This is a genomic window from Enterobacter vonholyi (assembly GCF_040834095.1).
Classification (GTDB): Bacteria; Pseudomonadota; Gammaproteobacteria; order Enterobacterales; family Enterobacteriaceae; genus Enterobacter; species Enterobacter vonholyi.
In genome coordinates, this window is sequence record NZ_CP162152.1 from 3,318,688 (window position 1) to 3,333,232 (window position 14,545).

The window sequence follows — 14,545 nt, forward strand, 5'->3', positions numbered from 1 at the left end:
GTCCAATTTTAGAGTCTGGAAAGCGCCTCGCAGAATGGCATCACGCCGCTACGCCGTGATGGAACCGCGATCACAAGACATAACGTCACATGTTACCTTCCAAGTCATTTGTTTTTAAAACAATAAGATAGCTGGATAAACGTGCCTGAAGACTGCTAGTTTTATGACCATGACGCACCCCGAGTGCGCGGTTCAATAAGAGAGAAAGCCATGAAACGAGCCGTGAACGCCCTACAAAATTTCGGAAAATCATTGTACGGACCGGTACTTATCTTACCGATCGTCGGTCTGTTTATCGCCTTTGGTAACGTGCTAGGTAACGGTAATCTCGCGGAGTACCTGCCGTTTCTTGGACATCCTCTGATTCAGCATACTGGTCAGCTTATCGCGAAATCTGCCGTGTCGGTGCTGGTTAACCTGGCGCTGGTGTTTGCCGTCGGTATTCCGATTGGTCTGGCGACGCGTGATAAAGGCTATGCCGCACTGATTGGCCTGGTCACCTTTATCGTGTTCATCAACGCCATGAACGTCACGCTGCAGCTGCAGGGCGCGCTGGCGCCAGTTGCCCAGATGAAAGCGGCCGGACAGACCATGGTGCTGGGCGTGCAGGTGCTAGAGATGGGGGTCTTTGCCGGGATCCTGACCGGAGCGCTCTCCGGATATCTGTACAATAAATACTCCGGCGTACAGTTTAACGGCGCGATGGCGATTTACTCCGGCCACTATTTTGTCGCCATTGTAATGCTTCCGGTCTCCATGCTGCTCGGCGTGGTGATGAGTGAACTGTGGCCCTTTGCCCAGCACGGCATCAGCGCCCTGGCGCTTGCCATCAAAGGCTCCGGGCCGTTTGGCGTGGCCATCTACGGCTTCCTGGAACGCATTCTGGTTCCCACTGGCCTGCACCATCTGGTTTATACGCCGTTTCTCTATACCGAGCTGGGCGGTACGCAGGAGGTGTGCGGCGCAACCTATCAGGGCGCGCGCAATATCTACTTCGCCGAGATGGCCTGCCCGGACGTGAAGCAGCTCAGCAGCACGGTGGTGTGGGACGCGCGCGGCATCAGCAAAATGTTCGGCCTGCCTGCCGCCGCGCTGGCGATGTATATGACCGCAAAGCCGGAGCGTAAAGTCATTGCGAAAGCCATTCTTATCCCCGCGGCGCTGACCTCGCTGCTGGTCGGCGTGACCGAGCCGATTGAGTTTTCATTCCTCTTCGTCGCCCCGCTGCTGTTCGTGGTGCACGCGGTGCTGACCGGCATCGGCATGATGCTGTTCTCGCTGCTGGGCGTTCACGCCATCGGCGCCAACGGGATTATCGACTTCATCCTTTACAACCTGCCGCTCGGCACGGAGAAGTCCAACTGGCCGATGTACATCGTGGTGGGGATGATCGTGTTTGCCCTCTACTTCGTGGTGTTCCGCTTCCTGATCCTGCACTTCAACATGAAAACGCCGGGCCGTGAGGATGACGACAAGGAAACGCGCCTTTACAGCAAGCAGGAATACCAGGCGAAGGGGAATAACGACGGGCTCGGCGAATCCATCGTGGTAGGTCTCGGAGGCCGGGAAAATATTCAGGTCGTGGATAACTGCTACACCCGCTTACGCGTCACGGTGAAGGACGTCGCCATTATCGACGAGCCGCGGCTGAAGGCGACCGGCGCGAAAGGGATTATCAAACAAGGTAACAACGTTCAGGTGGTCTACGGGCTGCACGTCAAAAAAATGCGAGAAGCCGTTGAGACGTTTCTCTGAAAGGAGCTAAAGATGTTTACACCCCCATTCATTCTGTCGATTGCCGGCGGCGGCAGCACCTACACGCCGGGTATTGTGAAAAGCCTGATGGTGCGCCTGCAGGATTTCCCTCTGGCCGAAATCCGCCTTTATGACATCGACGAGGCGCGTCAAAACACCATTGCGCCCGTCGTCGAGAAAGTGATTCGCGACCACAGTCAGAGCATCAAATTTACCGTCACCAGCGATCCGGAAGTGGCCTTCAGCGGCGCGCATTTCGTCTTCGCCCAGATGCGCGTCGGCCAGTATAAAATGCGCGAGCAGGATGAGAAGATCCCGCTGCGTCACGGCGTGGTGGGCCAGGAAACGTGCGGACCCGGCGGACTTGCCTACGGCCTGCGCACGATCCTGCCGATGGTGGAGCTTATCGATCTGGTCGATCGCTACGCGCACGAGAAAGCCTGGATCGTGAACTATTCCAACCCGGCGGCGATCGTCGCGGAAGGCGTGCGCCGCCTGCGCCCGAACGCGAGGGTGCTGAATATCTGCGATATGCCGGTGGCCGCGATGCGCAATATGGGGGCAATTCTGGGTGTCGATCGCCACAAGCTGGAGGTCGACTACTTCGGCCTGAACCACTTCGGCTGGTTTACCCGCGTGCTGGTGGACGGCGAAGACAAGCTGCCCGAGCTGCGTAAGCATATCGCAAAGTTTGGCCTGCTGACGGAAGACGCGGCTAAAACCGATCCGCAGCATTCCGATCCTTCATGGGTGAAGACCTGGCGCAATATCAAGCCGATCATGGACAACTTCCCGGAGTATCTGCCGAACCCGTATCTGCAGTACTACCTGATGCCGAACCAGATTGTGGAGCATCAGAACCCGGACTATACCCGCGCCAATGAAGTGATGGACGGGCGTGAGAAAAAGCTGTTCGCCGCTGCCGAAGAATATAAGCGAACCGGGATCCTACCGGATGCCTTCCACGTGGGCGTCCACGGCGAGTTTATTGTTGATGTCGCCTGCTCGCTGGCCTTTAACCTGCGCAGCCGACATCTGGTAATGGTGGAAAACCGCGGGGCGATCGCCAACCTGCCGTACGATGCCGTGGTGGAAGTGCCCGCTTATATCACCGCCGAAGGCCCGGAACCGATTCGCTTCGGTCAGGTGCCGCTGTTCCATCAGACCCTGCTGCAACAGCAGCTCGCCTCGGAACAGCTTCTGGTGGAGGCGACCATCGAGGGCAGCTATGAGAAAGCCCTGCAGGCGTTCACCCTCAACCGCACCGTGCCGACCATGGAACATGCGAAAGCGATTCTTGACGAGATGATCGAGGCCAACCGCGACTACTGGCCTGCGCTGCAAAAAGCCTGGCAGGACGGCGAACCGGTGAAAAAATAGGGGCTTGCTCGCGAGTTGAACGTGGTTTGCTTGTCGGTGTCAGAAAAAACACCGACAATCCTTTTTTACGGAAAAGAATGGAGGCAACCCATGTCCACCTCATATTTTGTCGCTGCCGACTGGCTGATTGAGCACGGCGACGATCCGGAAGTTCAGATTATCGACGCGCGTATGGCCCCTCCGGGACAAGAGCATCGTGACGTGCCCGGAGAATACCGTGCCGGGCATCTGCCTGGCGCGGTATTTTTTGATATCGAAGCCCTTTCCGATCGCAACTCTCCCCTGCCGCACATGCTGCCGCGCCCGGAAGCGTTTTCCGTGGCGATGCGCGAGCTGGGCATCAGCAAAGATAAGCACCTCGTTGTGTATGATGAAGGTAACCTCTTCTCCGCACCGCGCGCGTGGTGGATGCTGAAAAACTTCGGCGTAGAAAAAGTCTCGATTCTGGCGGGCGGGCTGGCGGGCTGGAAGCGCGACGAGCTGCCCCTTCAGCAGGGTGACGTAACGCTGCCGGAAGGCGAATTCGACGCGACCTTTGACGCCCATGTGGTGAAACGCCTGACCGACGTACTGGTCGTGAGCCATGAAAAAACGGCGCAAATCGTCGATGCCCGCCCTGCTCCGCGCTTCAATGCCCAAGCGGATGAACCACGTCCGGGGCTGAAGCGCGGACATATTCCGGGCGCGCTGAACGTGCCGTGGGGCAATCTGGTGTTTGAGGGCGAGCTGAAAACCACCGACGAGCTGCGCGCTATTTTTGACCAGTCAGGGGTTGATTTACATCGTCCGATTATTGCCAGCTGCGGTTCCGGCGTGACGGCCTGCGTAGTGATTCTGGCGCTCGCCACGCTCGGCGTAAGCGACGTCACGCTCTACGACGGCGCCTGGAGCGAATGGGGTGCGCGAGACGATCTGCCTGTCGAACCCGCGAAATAATGGATAACCGCCTGGCCACGCTGTTAACGCGCGGGGCGTCGCTGACCCGCGCGGAGTATCGCGTCCTCGCCCACCTCACGGAGCATCCGCTGCTGGTGGGCAACATCACGGTTCGCGAGCTGGCGCAGGCGACGTTCGTTTCTACCGCCACTATTATGCGGCTGTGCCAGAAGCTGGGGTTCAGCGGCTTTAGCGAGTTTATCTGGCACTGCAAGCAGCTGCTCTCCGACACGCCGCATATTGCCGCTCAGGCGCAGTCGCGTCCTGAACTCCCGGTGCTGTTTAATCAGTTTATAGCCAACTATCAGCATACCTTTCAGTGGGTTACCCAGGAGAAACGCCAGCAGTTTGCTAACCTGCTGCGCCAGAAAGAGAGTTTCTTTCTCTACGGGGCCGGGTTTTCTTATCTGTTTGCGGAGTACCTGACCAAGAAGCTGCAGGTACTGGGCAAAACGGCGTTTATCTCCGGGCCGGGCGACAGCCGGAATATTTTTCTCAGCAATGCCGCCCGCTATCAGGTGTTTATTGCCGTCTCGCGCAGCGGCGAAACGGAACAGGTGCTGGATAAAGCGAGGATAGCCAAAAACGTCGGTATGACGATCGTCGCGTTTACCCGCGCCTCAGCCAATACGCTGGCGGGAATGGCGGACGTGCATTTTGCTCTCTATGACGAAGCGGTGCACTTCGCCGCCGAAGCCGCGGGGGTGACGTCGTTTGAGTCGAATCTGGTGCTGCTGATGGATTTACTGCTGCTGGAAGCAACGGGGTGATATTCACCCCGCCGTAATCAGATGATGCGGTTAGTTTTAAGATCGCGCAGGAAGCCGCCCCAGCGACGCTCGTAGAACGGGGTGATGTGCTCGGTAATAAAGTGGCTGATGCCCTTCTCACCGTTTTTCACCTGACAGATATCAATCGGCTCGTCGCCCGGTAGCGTGTCGGTTGCCACGCTGCCCGCCGCCTGAATGATTTCGTCGATATCGCCATCGGCTTCAATACCGATCAACAGCACCGGCTGTTCGTCCGCACGCTCTTTAATGGAGCAGAGAAACGCGCGCCGGACGGGCTTGAGCGTTTTGAACAGCGTCGTCAGGGAATCAATCATCTGCGCGGGTGGCTCGGCCACCTCAGAGAGCAGCAGCGTTTCGCCCCCTTCCAGCACTTCCTGCGTGCTGAGCGGGTTGCCCTCTTCGCCAATCAGGTGGCTGATTTCACGCGGCGTAAACTCTTTCCCGGTCGGCAGCTTCGCATTGAGGAACAGCGTCTGGCCGAGCGTCATTTCAAACAGAGTACGCACCGGCATCACCACGAACGCCTGTTCGTCTTCTACCGCTTTCTGAAGCGCTTCCAGCGAGGTGAAGAACGGGATCACCGACGTGCCGTCGTCTTTCTCCCAGTGCAGCAGATCCAGCGCGCTGTCTTCTACGACCTGCTCACCTTCCGCGGCGGTGCCAGGAACCCAGACGGTGGATTCCAGCAGGGTGCGGAAAAATGCCGGACGGTGGGCGGGCTCGGTCGCCGCCTGCTCCAGCAGGGTTTCTAATTCGTTTTTGGTTTCGGACATAACAATTCCAGATGTCGAATTTCCCCCTCACCCCTGCCCTCTCCCATGGGGAGAGGGTTAGGGTGAGGGCAAAGAGCATTACTCAGCCGTCAGCAGGTTCGCCACGGTACGCACGCCCAGACCGGTCGCGCCCGCGGACCACTGCTCCACCGCCGCTTTACGGTACGTCGCGGAGCAGTCGATGTGCAGCCAGCCTTCGTGGTAGTTCTCAACGAAGTGGGACAGGAAGCCTGCCGCCGTGCTTGCACCCGCCGGGTACGCTGCGCTCGCGGTGTTGTTCAGCTCGGCAAAGTTGGACGGCAGCTGGCTGCGGTGGAACTCGGCCAGCGGCAGACGCCAGAACGGCTCGTTTTCCGCAGCGGCGCTTGCCAGCAGGCGAGCGGCCAGCTCGTCGTCGAAGCTGAACAGCGCGTGGTAATCGTTGCCCAGGGCGGTTTTCGCCGCGCCGGTCAGGGTCGCCATGTCGATGATCAGCTCAGGCTTCTGGGCAGACGCGTCGATCAGGCCATCGGCCAGCACCAGACGGCCTTCGGCGTCGGTGTTCATCACCTCAACGTTTTTACCGTTGCGGTAGCGAATGATGTCGCCCAGCTTGAAGGCGTTACCGCTCACCATGTTGTCCGCGCAGCACAGATACAGCTTCACGCGCTTTTTCAGACCGCGGGTAATCGCAAACGCCAGCGCGCCGGTGATGGTTGCCGCACCGCCCATGTCGGACTTCATGGAGTCCATGAACGCGCTCTGCTTCAGGCTGTAGCCGCCGGTGTCGAAGGTGATGCCTTTACCTACCAGGCAGGCAAAGACCGGCGCTGCTTTATCGCCGGTTGGGTTGTAGTCCAGCGCCAGCAGGACCGGAGGACGCTCGGAGCCGCGGCCCACGGTGTGGATACCCATGTAGTTCTGCTCGCGCAGGTCTTCACCCTTGGTGATGCGGTAGGACATTTTGTCGCCCGCCACGCCGCACAGCAGGTCAACCGCGCGCTGCGCCAGCTGCTCAGGGCCTAACTCTTCCGCCGGAGCGTTAATGGTGTCGCGTACCCAGTCGATGATTTGCAGGCGGCTTTCCAGCTCTTTCTGACCGGCTTCGTCGAGGTTCGCCCACTCAATTTTGCGGCTGCCTTTCGGCCCTTTGTAACCCGCCCAGAATGCCCAGCTGCGGTCGGTGTCCCACCCTTCGCCTTCCAGCGAGACATGCTTAATGCCCAGACCGTCAATTTTACGCGCGGCGCGCTGGATCAGGCCCAAATCATCGTTGCCCGTCAGGTGCAGGGTAATACCGTCGTTGTTGATGCTGTAGCTGGCTTTCTCGCCCCAGCGCGCGTCGGCGGGCTGCGTAGAGAGCGTAATCTTCATCGCTTCGGTCATTTTATTTTTCCTTATTAGCAACTAGCAAACGGGCCGCCTGAAGGCAGCCCGTTTTGTTATTTATTCTGCTTCATCTAACCAGACTAACAGAATCGCCTCCAGAATTTTTTCATTGGATGCGTTTGGATCGTCGTCGAAATCCTCTAAATCGCAGATCCACTGATGCATATCGGTGAATCGTACGGTCTTCGGATCGAGATCCGGGTTCGCGTCGTAGAGCGCTTCGCCGATTTCACGGCTGTCTGTCCACTTCAGTCCCATATTAATGCTCGCGTGCGTGGTTGATGGTGTAGCGTGGGAATTCCACGACCAGATCTTCATCGGTCACCGCGGCCTGGCAGCTTAAGCGGCTGTCTGGCTCCAGACCCCATGCTTTATCCAGCATGTCGTCTTCATCTTCGGTGCTCTCGGCGAGAGAGTCGAAACCTTCACGCACGATGCAGTGGCAGGTGGTGCAGGCACAGGATTTTTCACAGGCGTGTTCCACTTCGATACCTGCACGCAGGGCTACATCGAGAATGGTTTCACCGGTCTTCGCTTCCAGAACAGCGCCATCCGGACAGAGGTCCGCATGAGGCAAAATAACAATCTTTGGCATATTAAACCTCGTCCACGGACTGGCCTTTCAGCGCGACGCGGACAGATTTGTCCATGCGGCGAGCAGCGAAGTCCTGGGTTTGTTTATCAACGTTTTTAATGGCTTTTTCTATTGCGTCAGCGTCATTACCTTCGGCCACGGCGCTTAAGCGCGCGGCAGCGTCGTCAATCACCTGGCGCTCAGCGGCGCTTAACAGCGCGGCGTCGGCAGCGAGCGCGCCGTTCAGGCTCTCCAGCACGCGTGCGGCTTCCACTTTTTGTTCCGCCAGCATACGCGCCTTCACATCCTGCTCGGCGTAGCTCATTGAGTCCTGAATCATGGAGGCGATTTCGCCATCGGTCAGGCCGTAGGATGGCTTGACCTGAATGGACGATTCCACGCCGGTGGATTTTTCCATCGCCGTGACGCTCAGCAGGCCGTCCGCATCCACCTGGAAGGTAACGCGAATATGCGCCCCGCCCGCAGGCAGCGCCGGGATACCGCGCAGCGCAAAGCGCGCCAGAGAGCGGCAGTCCTGCACCAGCTCGCGTTCGCCCTGCATTACGTGGATGGACATCGCGGTCTGGCCGTCTTTGAAGGTGGTAAACTCCTGCGCGCGCGCCACCGGGATGGTGGTGTTACGCGGGATCACTTTCTCCACCAGGCCGCCCATGGTTTCTAAGCCCAGCGACAGCGGGATGACGTCCAGCAGCAGCATTTCGCTGTCCGGCTTGTTGCCGACCAGAATATCGGCCTGGATCGCTGCGCCCACGGCAACCACTTTGTCCGGGTCGATGGAGGTCAGCGGCGTGCGGCCAAAGAATTCGCCCACGCGCTCGCGCACCAGCGGCACGCGGGTCGAACCGCCCACCATGACCACTTCCAGCACCTCGTTCGCCTCAACGCCCGCATCTTTCAGTGCGCGACGGCAGGCCAGCAGGGTGCGTTTAACTAAAGGCGCAATAAGTTCGTTGAACTGGTCGCGGGTGATCTCTCCCTGCCAGCCCGCAACGTTCACACTTACGGACTGCGCATCGCTCAGGGCGATTTTGGCGTCAATGGCCGCATCAAGCAGTTCACGCTGTACGCGCGCATCGCTGCGATCGCTGATGCCCGCCTGCTCGCGGATGTAGTCCGCCAGCAGGTGGTCGAAGTCATCGCCGCCCAGCGCGGAATCCCCGCCGGTCGCCAGCACTTCAAATACCCCGCGGCTCAGGCGCAGGATGGAGATATCAAAGGTCCCGCCGCCAAGATCGTAAACCGCGATCACCCCTTCCTGACCGGAATCGAGGCCGTAGGCAATCGCCGCCGCCGTCGGTTCGTTCAGCAGACGCAGCACGTGCAGGCCCGCCAGACGCGCGGCGTCTTTGGTGCCCTGACGCTGTGCATCGTCAAAGTAGGCTGGAACGGTGATCACCACGCCGTCCAGATCGCCACCGAGCGTTGCCGTAGCGCGCGCCGCCAGCGCTTTGAGGATGTCAGCAGAAACACGAATCGGGTTCAGCAGACCGGCCGCGGTCGCGATCATCGGCAGGCCGTTTTCACTGGCCTGCAGCTGATACGGCAGATGCGGGTAGCGGGTCTGAATATCGGCCAGCGAGCGTCCCATCATGCGCTTGACGGAGCTGATGGTGTTGGCCGGATCGCGCGCGGCGTTAGCGCGGGCGTCATAGCCTACCGCGTGACCCTGCTGCTGGTAGTGGACCACGGAAGGCAGCAGATGGCGGCCCTGCTCGTCAGCCAGCGTTTCCGCCTGGCCGCTGCGCACGGTCGCCACGAGGGAATTGGTGGTGCCCAGATCGATACCCACCGCCAGACGACGCTGGTGCGGTGCGGCACTTAAGCCAGGCTCACTAATTTGTAATAAGGCCATAATTGCTTCCGAAATTAAAAATCGAGCAGCTTTTCTTCGAGTTGTTCAGCACTGCTTCGCAGTTTATCGAGAAAACGGAGTTTGCGCACAGTGTCTGCCGCCACGTCCCAGGTCTCGTTGTTCAGTTGCTCCACCATCTGCTGATGGCGGGTATCGAACATGCCCTTCACGCGCGTGATAAAGCTTTCCAGACGCGCTTCGTCTTTGGCCTGTTCAATCTCATCGAGCTCTTCGCGAAGCTCCAGCTGCTCCATCAGAAACGCCGTGTCGCGCACGGTGTGCTGTTCGCTCGCCAGATCAAAACCGTGGAGCGAGAGCAGATATTCAGCGCGCGCCAGCGGGTGGCGCAGCGTCTGCCAGGCCTGGTTGATGGTGGCAGAGTGGGAAACCGCAGCCAGCTGCTCTGCCTGAGTACCGCTCGCGAATTTGTCCGGATGGTACTGACGCTGCAGATCCTGAAAACGGATCGTCAGCGCCTGGAGATCGATCGGGTATTGAGCGGGTAGTCCGAAGAGAGTGAAGTAATCCATAACAATCTCAGGGGTAGCCTGTTAGAACAAACCCCACGCGCAGCGGGTAACGCCACGGTGGGGTTTCGGATGACGCGCGGTTAAACGTGGAAGCTTTCGCCGCAACCACACTCGTCTTTGACGTTCGGGTTCGTGAATTTAAACCCTTCGTTCAGGCCTTCTTTAACGAAGTCCAGCTGAGTGCCGTTGAGGAATTGCAGGCTTTTGCCATCGACCACCACCTTCACGCCCTTGTCTTCAAACACGGTGTCGTCAGACGCCGGTTCGTCAACAAACTCCAGTACGTAAGCCATACCAGAACAGCCGGAGGTACGTACGCCCAGTCGCAGGCCAAAGCCTTTACCACGGTTCGCCAGAAAAGAGCTTACTCGCGCGGCAGCGCTGTCGCTAAGGGTAATCGACATACTCAAACCTCAATTATTTTGCTTCACGTTTGCTTTTGTAATCCGCAATGGCGGCTTTGATCGCGTCTTCTGCCAGAATTGAACAGTGAATTTTCACCGGTGGCAGTTCGAGTTCTTCAGCAATATCCGTGTTCTTAATTGCCTGCGCTTCGTCCAGAGACTTGCCCTTAACCCATTCGGTAACCAGGGAGCTGGACGCAATTGCAGAACCGCAGCCGTAGGTCTTGAAGCGCGCGTCTTCAATGATACCTTCATTGTTGACTTTAATCTGCAACTTCATCACGTCACCACACGCTGGCGCACCGACCATGCCGCTTCCAACAGATTCGTCGCTGTTGTCAAAAGAGCCAACGTTGCGTGGGTTTTCGTAATGATCGATGACTTTTTCGCTGTATGCCATGATTGAATTCTCCTTATGTACCGATTAGTGATGTGACCATTCAATGCTGTTCAGATCCACGCCCTGCTTGAACATTTCCCACAGTGGAGAAAGGTCGCGCAGACGGCCAATGGAGTTGCGAACCAGCTTGATGGTGTAGTCAATCTCTTCTTCGGTAGTGAAACGACCTAAAGAGAAACGGATAGAACTGTGTGCCAGCTCGTCAGTCATACCCAGCGCACGCAGCACGTAGGATGGCTCAAGGCTTGCAGACGTACAGGCAGAACCGGAAGAAACCGCCAGGTCTTTCAGCGCCATGATCAGCGATTCGCCTTCAACATAGTTGAAGCTGACGTTGAGGATGTTCGGAGCACCCTGCTCGAGATCGCCGTTCAGATACACTTCTTCCATATCTTTCACGCCGTCCCACAGACGGTTACGCAGCGTGCGCAGGCGTGCCATCTCGGTTTCCATCTCTTCTTTTGCAATGCGGTAGGCTTCGCCCATGCCCACGATCTGGTGAACAGGCAGCGTACCGGAACGCATGCCGCGCTCGTGACCGCCGCCGTGCATCTGTGCTTCGATACGGATACGTGGTTTACGACGAACGTACAGCGCGCCGATCCCTTTCGGGCCATAGATTTTGTGGCCGGAGAAGGACATCAGGTCCACTTTCAGCTGGCTCAGGTCGATAGGCAGTTTGCCCACGCTCTGAGTCGCGTCCACATGATAGATGATACCGCGCGCGCGGCACATTTCGCCGATGGTCGCGATGTCCTGAACGACGCCGATTTCGTTGTTAACGTGCATGATGGAGACCAGAATGGTGTCATCACGCATGGCCGCTTCGAGCTCTTTCAGATCGATAATGCCGTTGCTCTGTGGCGCCAGATAGGTGACTTCGTACCCTTCACGCTCCAGTTGACGGCAGGTGTCCAGCACGGCTTTGTGTTCGGTTTTGCTGGTGATGATGTGCTTGCCTTTTTTCTGATAAAAGTTGGCTGCACCTTTGATCGCCAGGTTGTCGGATTCGGTCGCGCCGGAGGTGAAAACAATTTCACGCGGGTCGGCACCGACCAGGTCAGCAATCTGATTACGGGCGATATCAACCGCCTCTTCAGCATGCCAGCCAAAACGGTGTGAACGGGAAGCTGGGTTACCAAAGTTTCCGTCCAGGGTCAGACACTGCATCATTTTCTCGGCAACACGCGGGTCCACCGGCGTGGTTGCGGAGTAGTCGAGATAAATCGGTAATTTCATTGCTCTATAAACTCCGTACATCGCTTCAATGCAAGGAATCAGGCAACCGGCTGGATGTACGACCGAGTACACGGGGCGAGTCTTCGCCCCGGCCTGATTCTGAAATACTTATCGTTTTATTACGCGCGAAGTTTGACGTCGATAGCGTCCTGCGCGCGGGTGCTGCGTTGGGAATCATGGCCGTGCTGACGGCCCGATACGTCCAGAACTTCCTGGTTATTCACCAGCTCACCGAGGGTGATGTTGTTGAGGAAGCCGGTCAAACGGTCGCTCAGATCGCGCCACAGCGCGTGGGTCAGGCATTTGTCGCCGCCCTGACAGCCGCCTTTACCCTGGCAACGGGTCGCGTCAACGGATTCGTCAACTGCGCTGATCACTTCGCCAACTGCAATACTGCCCGCGTCTTTACCCAGCAGATAACCGCCGCCTGGGCCACGAACGCTGGAAACCAGTCCATTTTTACGCAGTCTGGAGAACAGCTGTTCCAGGTAAGAGAGGGAGATCCCTTGTCGTTCAGAAATATCAGCCAACGGAACCGGGCCCGCTTCGGAGTTGAGCGCAACGTCCAGCATCGCGGTCACGGCATAACGCCCTTTAGATGTCAGTCTCATGTCTTACTTAACCTCAAACTCGCCCCTGCCCGGGGTTTTTTATTGTAAAATGGGGGTATTGCATAGCAGGGCCAAGTCTGACATTCCTGACTAAAATGGTCAACTATTTACTTGACTGTTTTAGTCAGGTATTTAACCTTCTGTGCCTTCATAACCCAGGTGCGGGCTGATGCCCTCACCCCGGCCCTCTCCCACAGGGAGAGGGGGAAATCGACACTACTCTTTATTCTTCTGCTCAATCGACGCCAGAATCCCGCGCAGGATGTTCAGCTCCTGGCTTTCCGGACGCGCGCGGGTAAACAGACGGCGCAGCTTGTTCATCACCTGCCCCGGGTGGCCTTCGCGAATAAAGCCGGTTGAGAGCAGCGTCTGCTCCAGATGACCGTAGAAGCGCTCAAGGTCATCCACCAGCGGGTAAGCCGTCTCTTCTTTTGGCTCGACCTCTTTCTCCTGCGTCGCCAGCCACGCCATTCGTACTTCGTAAGCGATAACCTGCACCGCCATCGCCAGGTTTAGCGAGCTGTACTCCGGGTTTGCCGCAATCGCGACGTGATAATGACACTTCTGCAGCTCGTCGTTAGTCAGGCCTACGCGCTCGCGGCCAAACACCAGCGCAACCGGTGCCAGTGCTGCTTCCGAGACACTTTTCAGGCCGCATTCACGCGGATCGAGCATTGGCCACGGCAGCGTGCGTGAACGCGCGCTGGTACCGACAACGAGGCTGCAGCCGGCCAGCGCTTCGTCAAGGGTATCGACGATCTGGGCATTGCCGATTACGTCGCTGGCACCGGCCGCCAGAGCAATCGCCTGAGAGTCAGGCTTCACCAGCGGGTTAACCAGCCACAGGTTCGTTAAGCCCATGGTTTTCATAGCGCGGGCAACGGAGCCCATGTTGCCGGTATGCGATGTTTCAACCAGCACAATTCGAATGTTTTGCAGCATAATTTTTAATGTCTGAATTCAGTGTCTGAAGAATATTCGGGCATATTATCATAAACGGGAGACATAATCCGATCCCGCTGCTATACTCTGCGCCGATTTTCCTGTTCTTTAACATCCAGTGAGAGAGACCGATGCATCCGATGCTGACCATCGCCGTGCGCGCAGCGCGCAAGGCGGGTAATGTAATTGCCAAACACTACGAAACGCCAGACTCCGTAGAAACCAGCCAGAAAGGCAGCAATGATTTCGTGACTAACGTCGATAAAGCCGCAGAAGCGATTATTATCGAAACGATCCGCAAATCTTACCCGCAGCACACCATCATCACCGAAGAAAGCGGTGAACATGAAGGTACCGAGCAGGATGTTCAATGGGTTATCGATCCACTGGATGGCACCACCAACTTCGTTAAACGCCTGCCACACTTCTCTGTGTCTATCGCAGTACGCATTAAAGGCCGTACTGAAGTCGCCGTTGTGTACGATCCAATGCGTAACGAACTGTTCACCGCGACCCGCGGTCAGGGCGCACAGCTGAACGGCTACCGTCTGCGCTGCAGCAACGCACGCGATCTTGACGGCACCATTCTGGCGACCGGTTTCCCATTCAAGGCGAAACAGCACGCGACCACCTACATGAATATCCTGGGCAAACTGTTCACCGAATGCGCGGACTTCCGTCGCACCGGTTCTGCTGCGCTGGATCTGGCCTACGTGGCAACCGGCCGCGTTGACGGTTACTTCGAACTCTCACTGAAGCCATGGGATTTTGCAGCGGGCGAGCTGATCGCACGTGAAGCAGGCGCCATTGTTTGTGACTTCACCGGCGGCCATAACTATATGTCTACCGGAAACATCGTTGCGGGTAACCCACGCGTTGTTAAAGCCATGCTGGCAAACATGCGTGATGAACTGAGCGATGCGCTGAAGCGTTAATCCCGGTAATTCCCTCTCCCTGTGGGAGAGGGGA

General features: G+C 57.6%; 16 protein-coding genes. 5 read left to right on the forward strand and 11 right to left on the reverse strand.

Features of this window, described 5'->3' with window-relative positions; translation table 11 throughout:
* The first annotated feature begins 210 nt into the window (after nt 1-210).
* The 4 genes from AB3N39_RS15515 to AB3N39_RS15530 all read left to right on the forward strand — a co-directional run bounded on the left by AB3N39_RS15515 (nt 211) and on the right by AB3N39_RS15530 (nt 4,841).
* On the forward strand, nt 211-1,755 hold the full coding sequence (locus AB3N39_RS15515; RefSeq protein ID WP_367896867.1) for a PTS transporter subunit EIIC: 1,545 nt from the start codon (nt 211-213) through the stop codon (nt 1,753-1,755).
* 12 nt (nt 1,756-1,767) lie between these two features.
* Nucleotides 1,768-3,135 (forward strand): 6-phospho-alpha-glucosidase, encoded by a 1,368-nt coding sequence (locus AB3N39_RS15520; protein ID WP_133294920.1) that lies wholly within the window; start codon nt 1,768-1,770, stop codon nt 3,133-3,135.
* A 90-nt stretch (nt 3,136-3,225) separates the two neighbouring features.
* On the forward strand, nt 3,226-4,071 hold the full coding sequence (gene sseA / locus AB3N39_RS15525; RefSeq protein WP_133294921.1) for a 3-mercaptopyruvate sulfurtransferase: 846 nt from the start codon (nt 3,226-3,228) through the stop codon (nt 4,069-4,071).
* On the forward strand, nt 4,071-4,841 hold the full coding sequence (locus AB3N39_RS15530) for a MurR/RpiR family transcriptional regulator (RefSeq protein WP_133294922.1): 771 nt from the start codon (nt 4,071-4,073) through the stop codon (nt 4,839-4,841). The genes sseA and AB3N39_RS15530 overlap by 1 nt, the downstream gene beginning before the upstream one ends.
* A gap of 17 nt (nt 4,842-4,858) precedes the next feature.
* Here the strand turns inward: AB3N39_RS15530 and sseB are convergent, their stop codons facing one another.
* The 11 genes from sseB to trmJ all read right to left on the reverse strand — a co-directional run bounded on the left by sseB (nt 4,859) and on the right by trmJ (nt 13,576).
* A complete protein-coding gene (gene sseB / locus AB3N39_RS15535) occupies nt 4,859-5,635 on the reverse strand; it encodes an enhanced serine sensitivity protein SseB (RefSeq protein ID WP_133294923.1) in 777 nt (258 codons plus the stop codon).
* 78 nt (nt 5,636-5,713) lie between these two features.
* On the reverse strand, nt 5,714-7,000 hold the full coding sequence (gene pepB / locus AB3N39_RS15540; RefSeq protein ID WP_133294924.1) for an aminopeptidase PepB: 1,287 nt from the start codon (nt 6,998-7,000) through the stop codon (nt 5,714-5,716).
* Nucleotides 7,001-7,060: 60 nt separating this feature from the next.
* Nucleotides 7,061-7,261, reverse strand: a complete 201-nt coding sequence (gene iscX / locus AB3N39_RS15545) for a Fe-S cluster assembly protein IscX (RefSeq protein ID WP_003860650.1) — start codon at nt 7,259-7,261, stop codon at nt 7,061-7,063.
* 1 nt (nt 7,262) lies between these two features.
* Nucleotides 7,263-7,598 carry an ISC system 2Fe-2S type ferredoxin gene (gene fdx / locus AB3N39_RS15550; protein ID WP_003860652.1) on the reverse strand — a complete coding sequence of 112 codons (336 nt, stop codon included), beginning with the start codon at nt 7,596-7,598 and terminating at the stop codon, nt 7,263-7,265.
* A 1-nt stretch (nt 7,599) separates the two neighbouring features.
* The gene (gene hscA, locus AB3N39_RS15555; RefSeq protein ID WP_367896868.1) at nt 7,600-9,450 is read right to left on the reverse strand and encodes a Fe-S protein assembly chaperone HscA; all 1,851 of its coding nucleotides are present in this window, start codon (nt 9,448-9,450) and stop codon (nt 7,600-7,602) included.
* 14 nt (nt 9,451-9,464) lie between these two features.
* Entirely contained in the window at nt 9,465-9,980 is a 516-nt protein-coding gene (gene hscB, locus AB3N39_RS15560) for a co-chaperone HscB (RefSeq protein ID WP_024908642.1), read from the reverse strand.
* Between the two features lie 80 nt (nt 9,981-10,060).
* Nucleotides 10,061-10,384 (reverse strand): iron-sulfur cluster assembly protein IscA, encoded by a 324-nt coding sequence (iscA, locus tag AB3N39_RS15565; protein ID WP_003860659.1) that lies wholly within the window; start codon nt 10,382-10,384, stop codon nt 10,061-10,063.
* Nucleotides 10,385-10,397: 13 nt separating this feature from the next.
* The gene (gene iscU, locus AB3N39_RS15570; RefSeq protein ID WP_003860661.1) at nt 10,398-10,784 is read right to left on the reverse strand and encodes a Fe-S cluster assembly scaffold IscU; all 387 of its coding nucleotides are present in this window, start codon (nt 10,782-10,784) and stop codon (nt 10,398-10,400) included.
* A 24-nt stretch (nt 10,785-10,808) separates the two neighbouring features.
* A complete protein-coding gene (iscS, locus tag AB3N39_RS15575) occupies nt 10,809-12,023 on the reverse strand; it encodes a cysteine desulfurase (protein WP_008502157.1) in 1,215 nt (404 codons plus the stop codon).
* A gap of 119 nt (nt 12,024-12,142) precedes the next feature.
* Nucleotides 12,143-12,634 carry a Fe-S cluster assembly transcriptional regulator IscR gene (gene iscR / locus AB3N39_RS15580; RefSeq protein ID WP_045399615.1) on the reverse strand — a complete coding sequence of 164 codons (492 nt, stop codon included), beginning with the start codon at nt 12,632-12,634 and terminating at the stop codon, nt 12,143-12,145.
* 216 nt (nt 12,635-12,850) lie between these two features.
* Nucleotides 12,851-13,576, reverse strand: coding sequence for a tRNA (cytosine(32)/uridine(32)-2'-O)-methyltransferase TrmJ (trmJ, locus tag AB3N39_RS15585; RefSeq protein ID WP_136195565.1), 726 nt, complete (start codon nt 13,574-13,576; stop codon nt 12,851-12,853).
* A gap of 131 nt (nt 13,577-13,707) precedes the next feature.
* Between trmJ and suhB the strand changes: the two genes are divergently transcribed.
* Complete coding sequence (gene suhB / locus AB3N39_RS15590) at nt 13,708-14,511, forward strand: inositol-1-monophosphatase (protein ID WP_325849385.1); 804 nt, start codon at nt 13,708-13,710, stop codon at nt 14,509-14,511.
* Nucleotides 14,512-14,545: the final 34 nt, after the last annotated feature.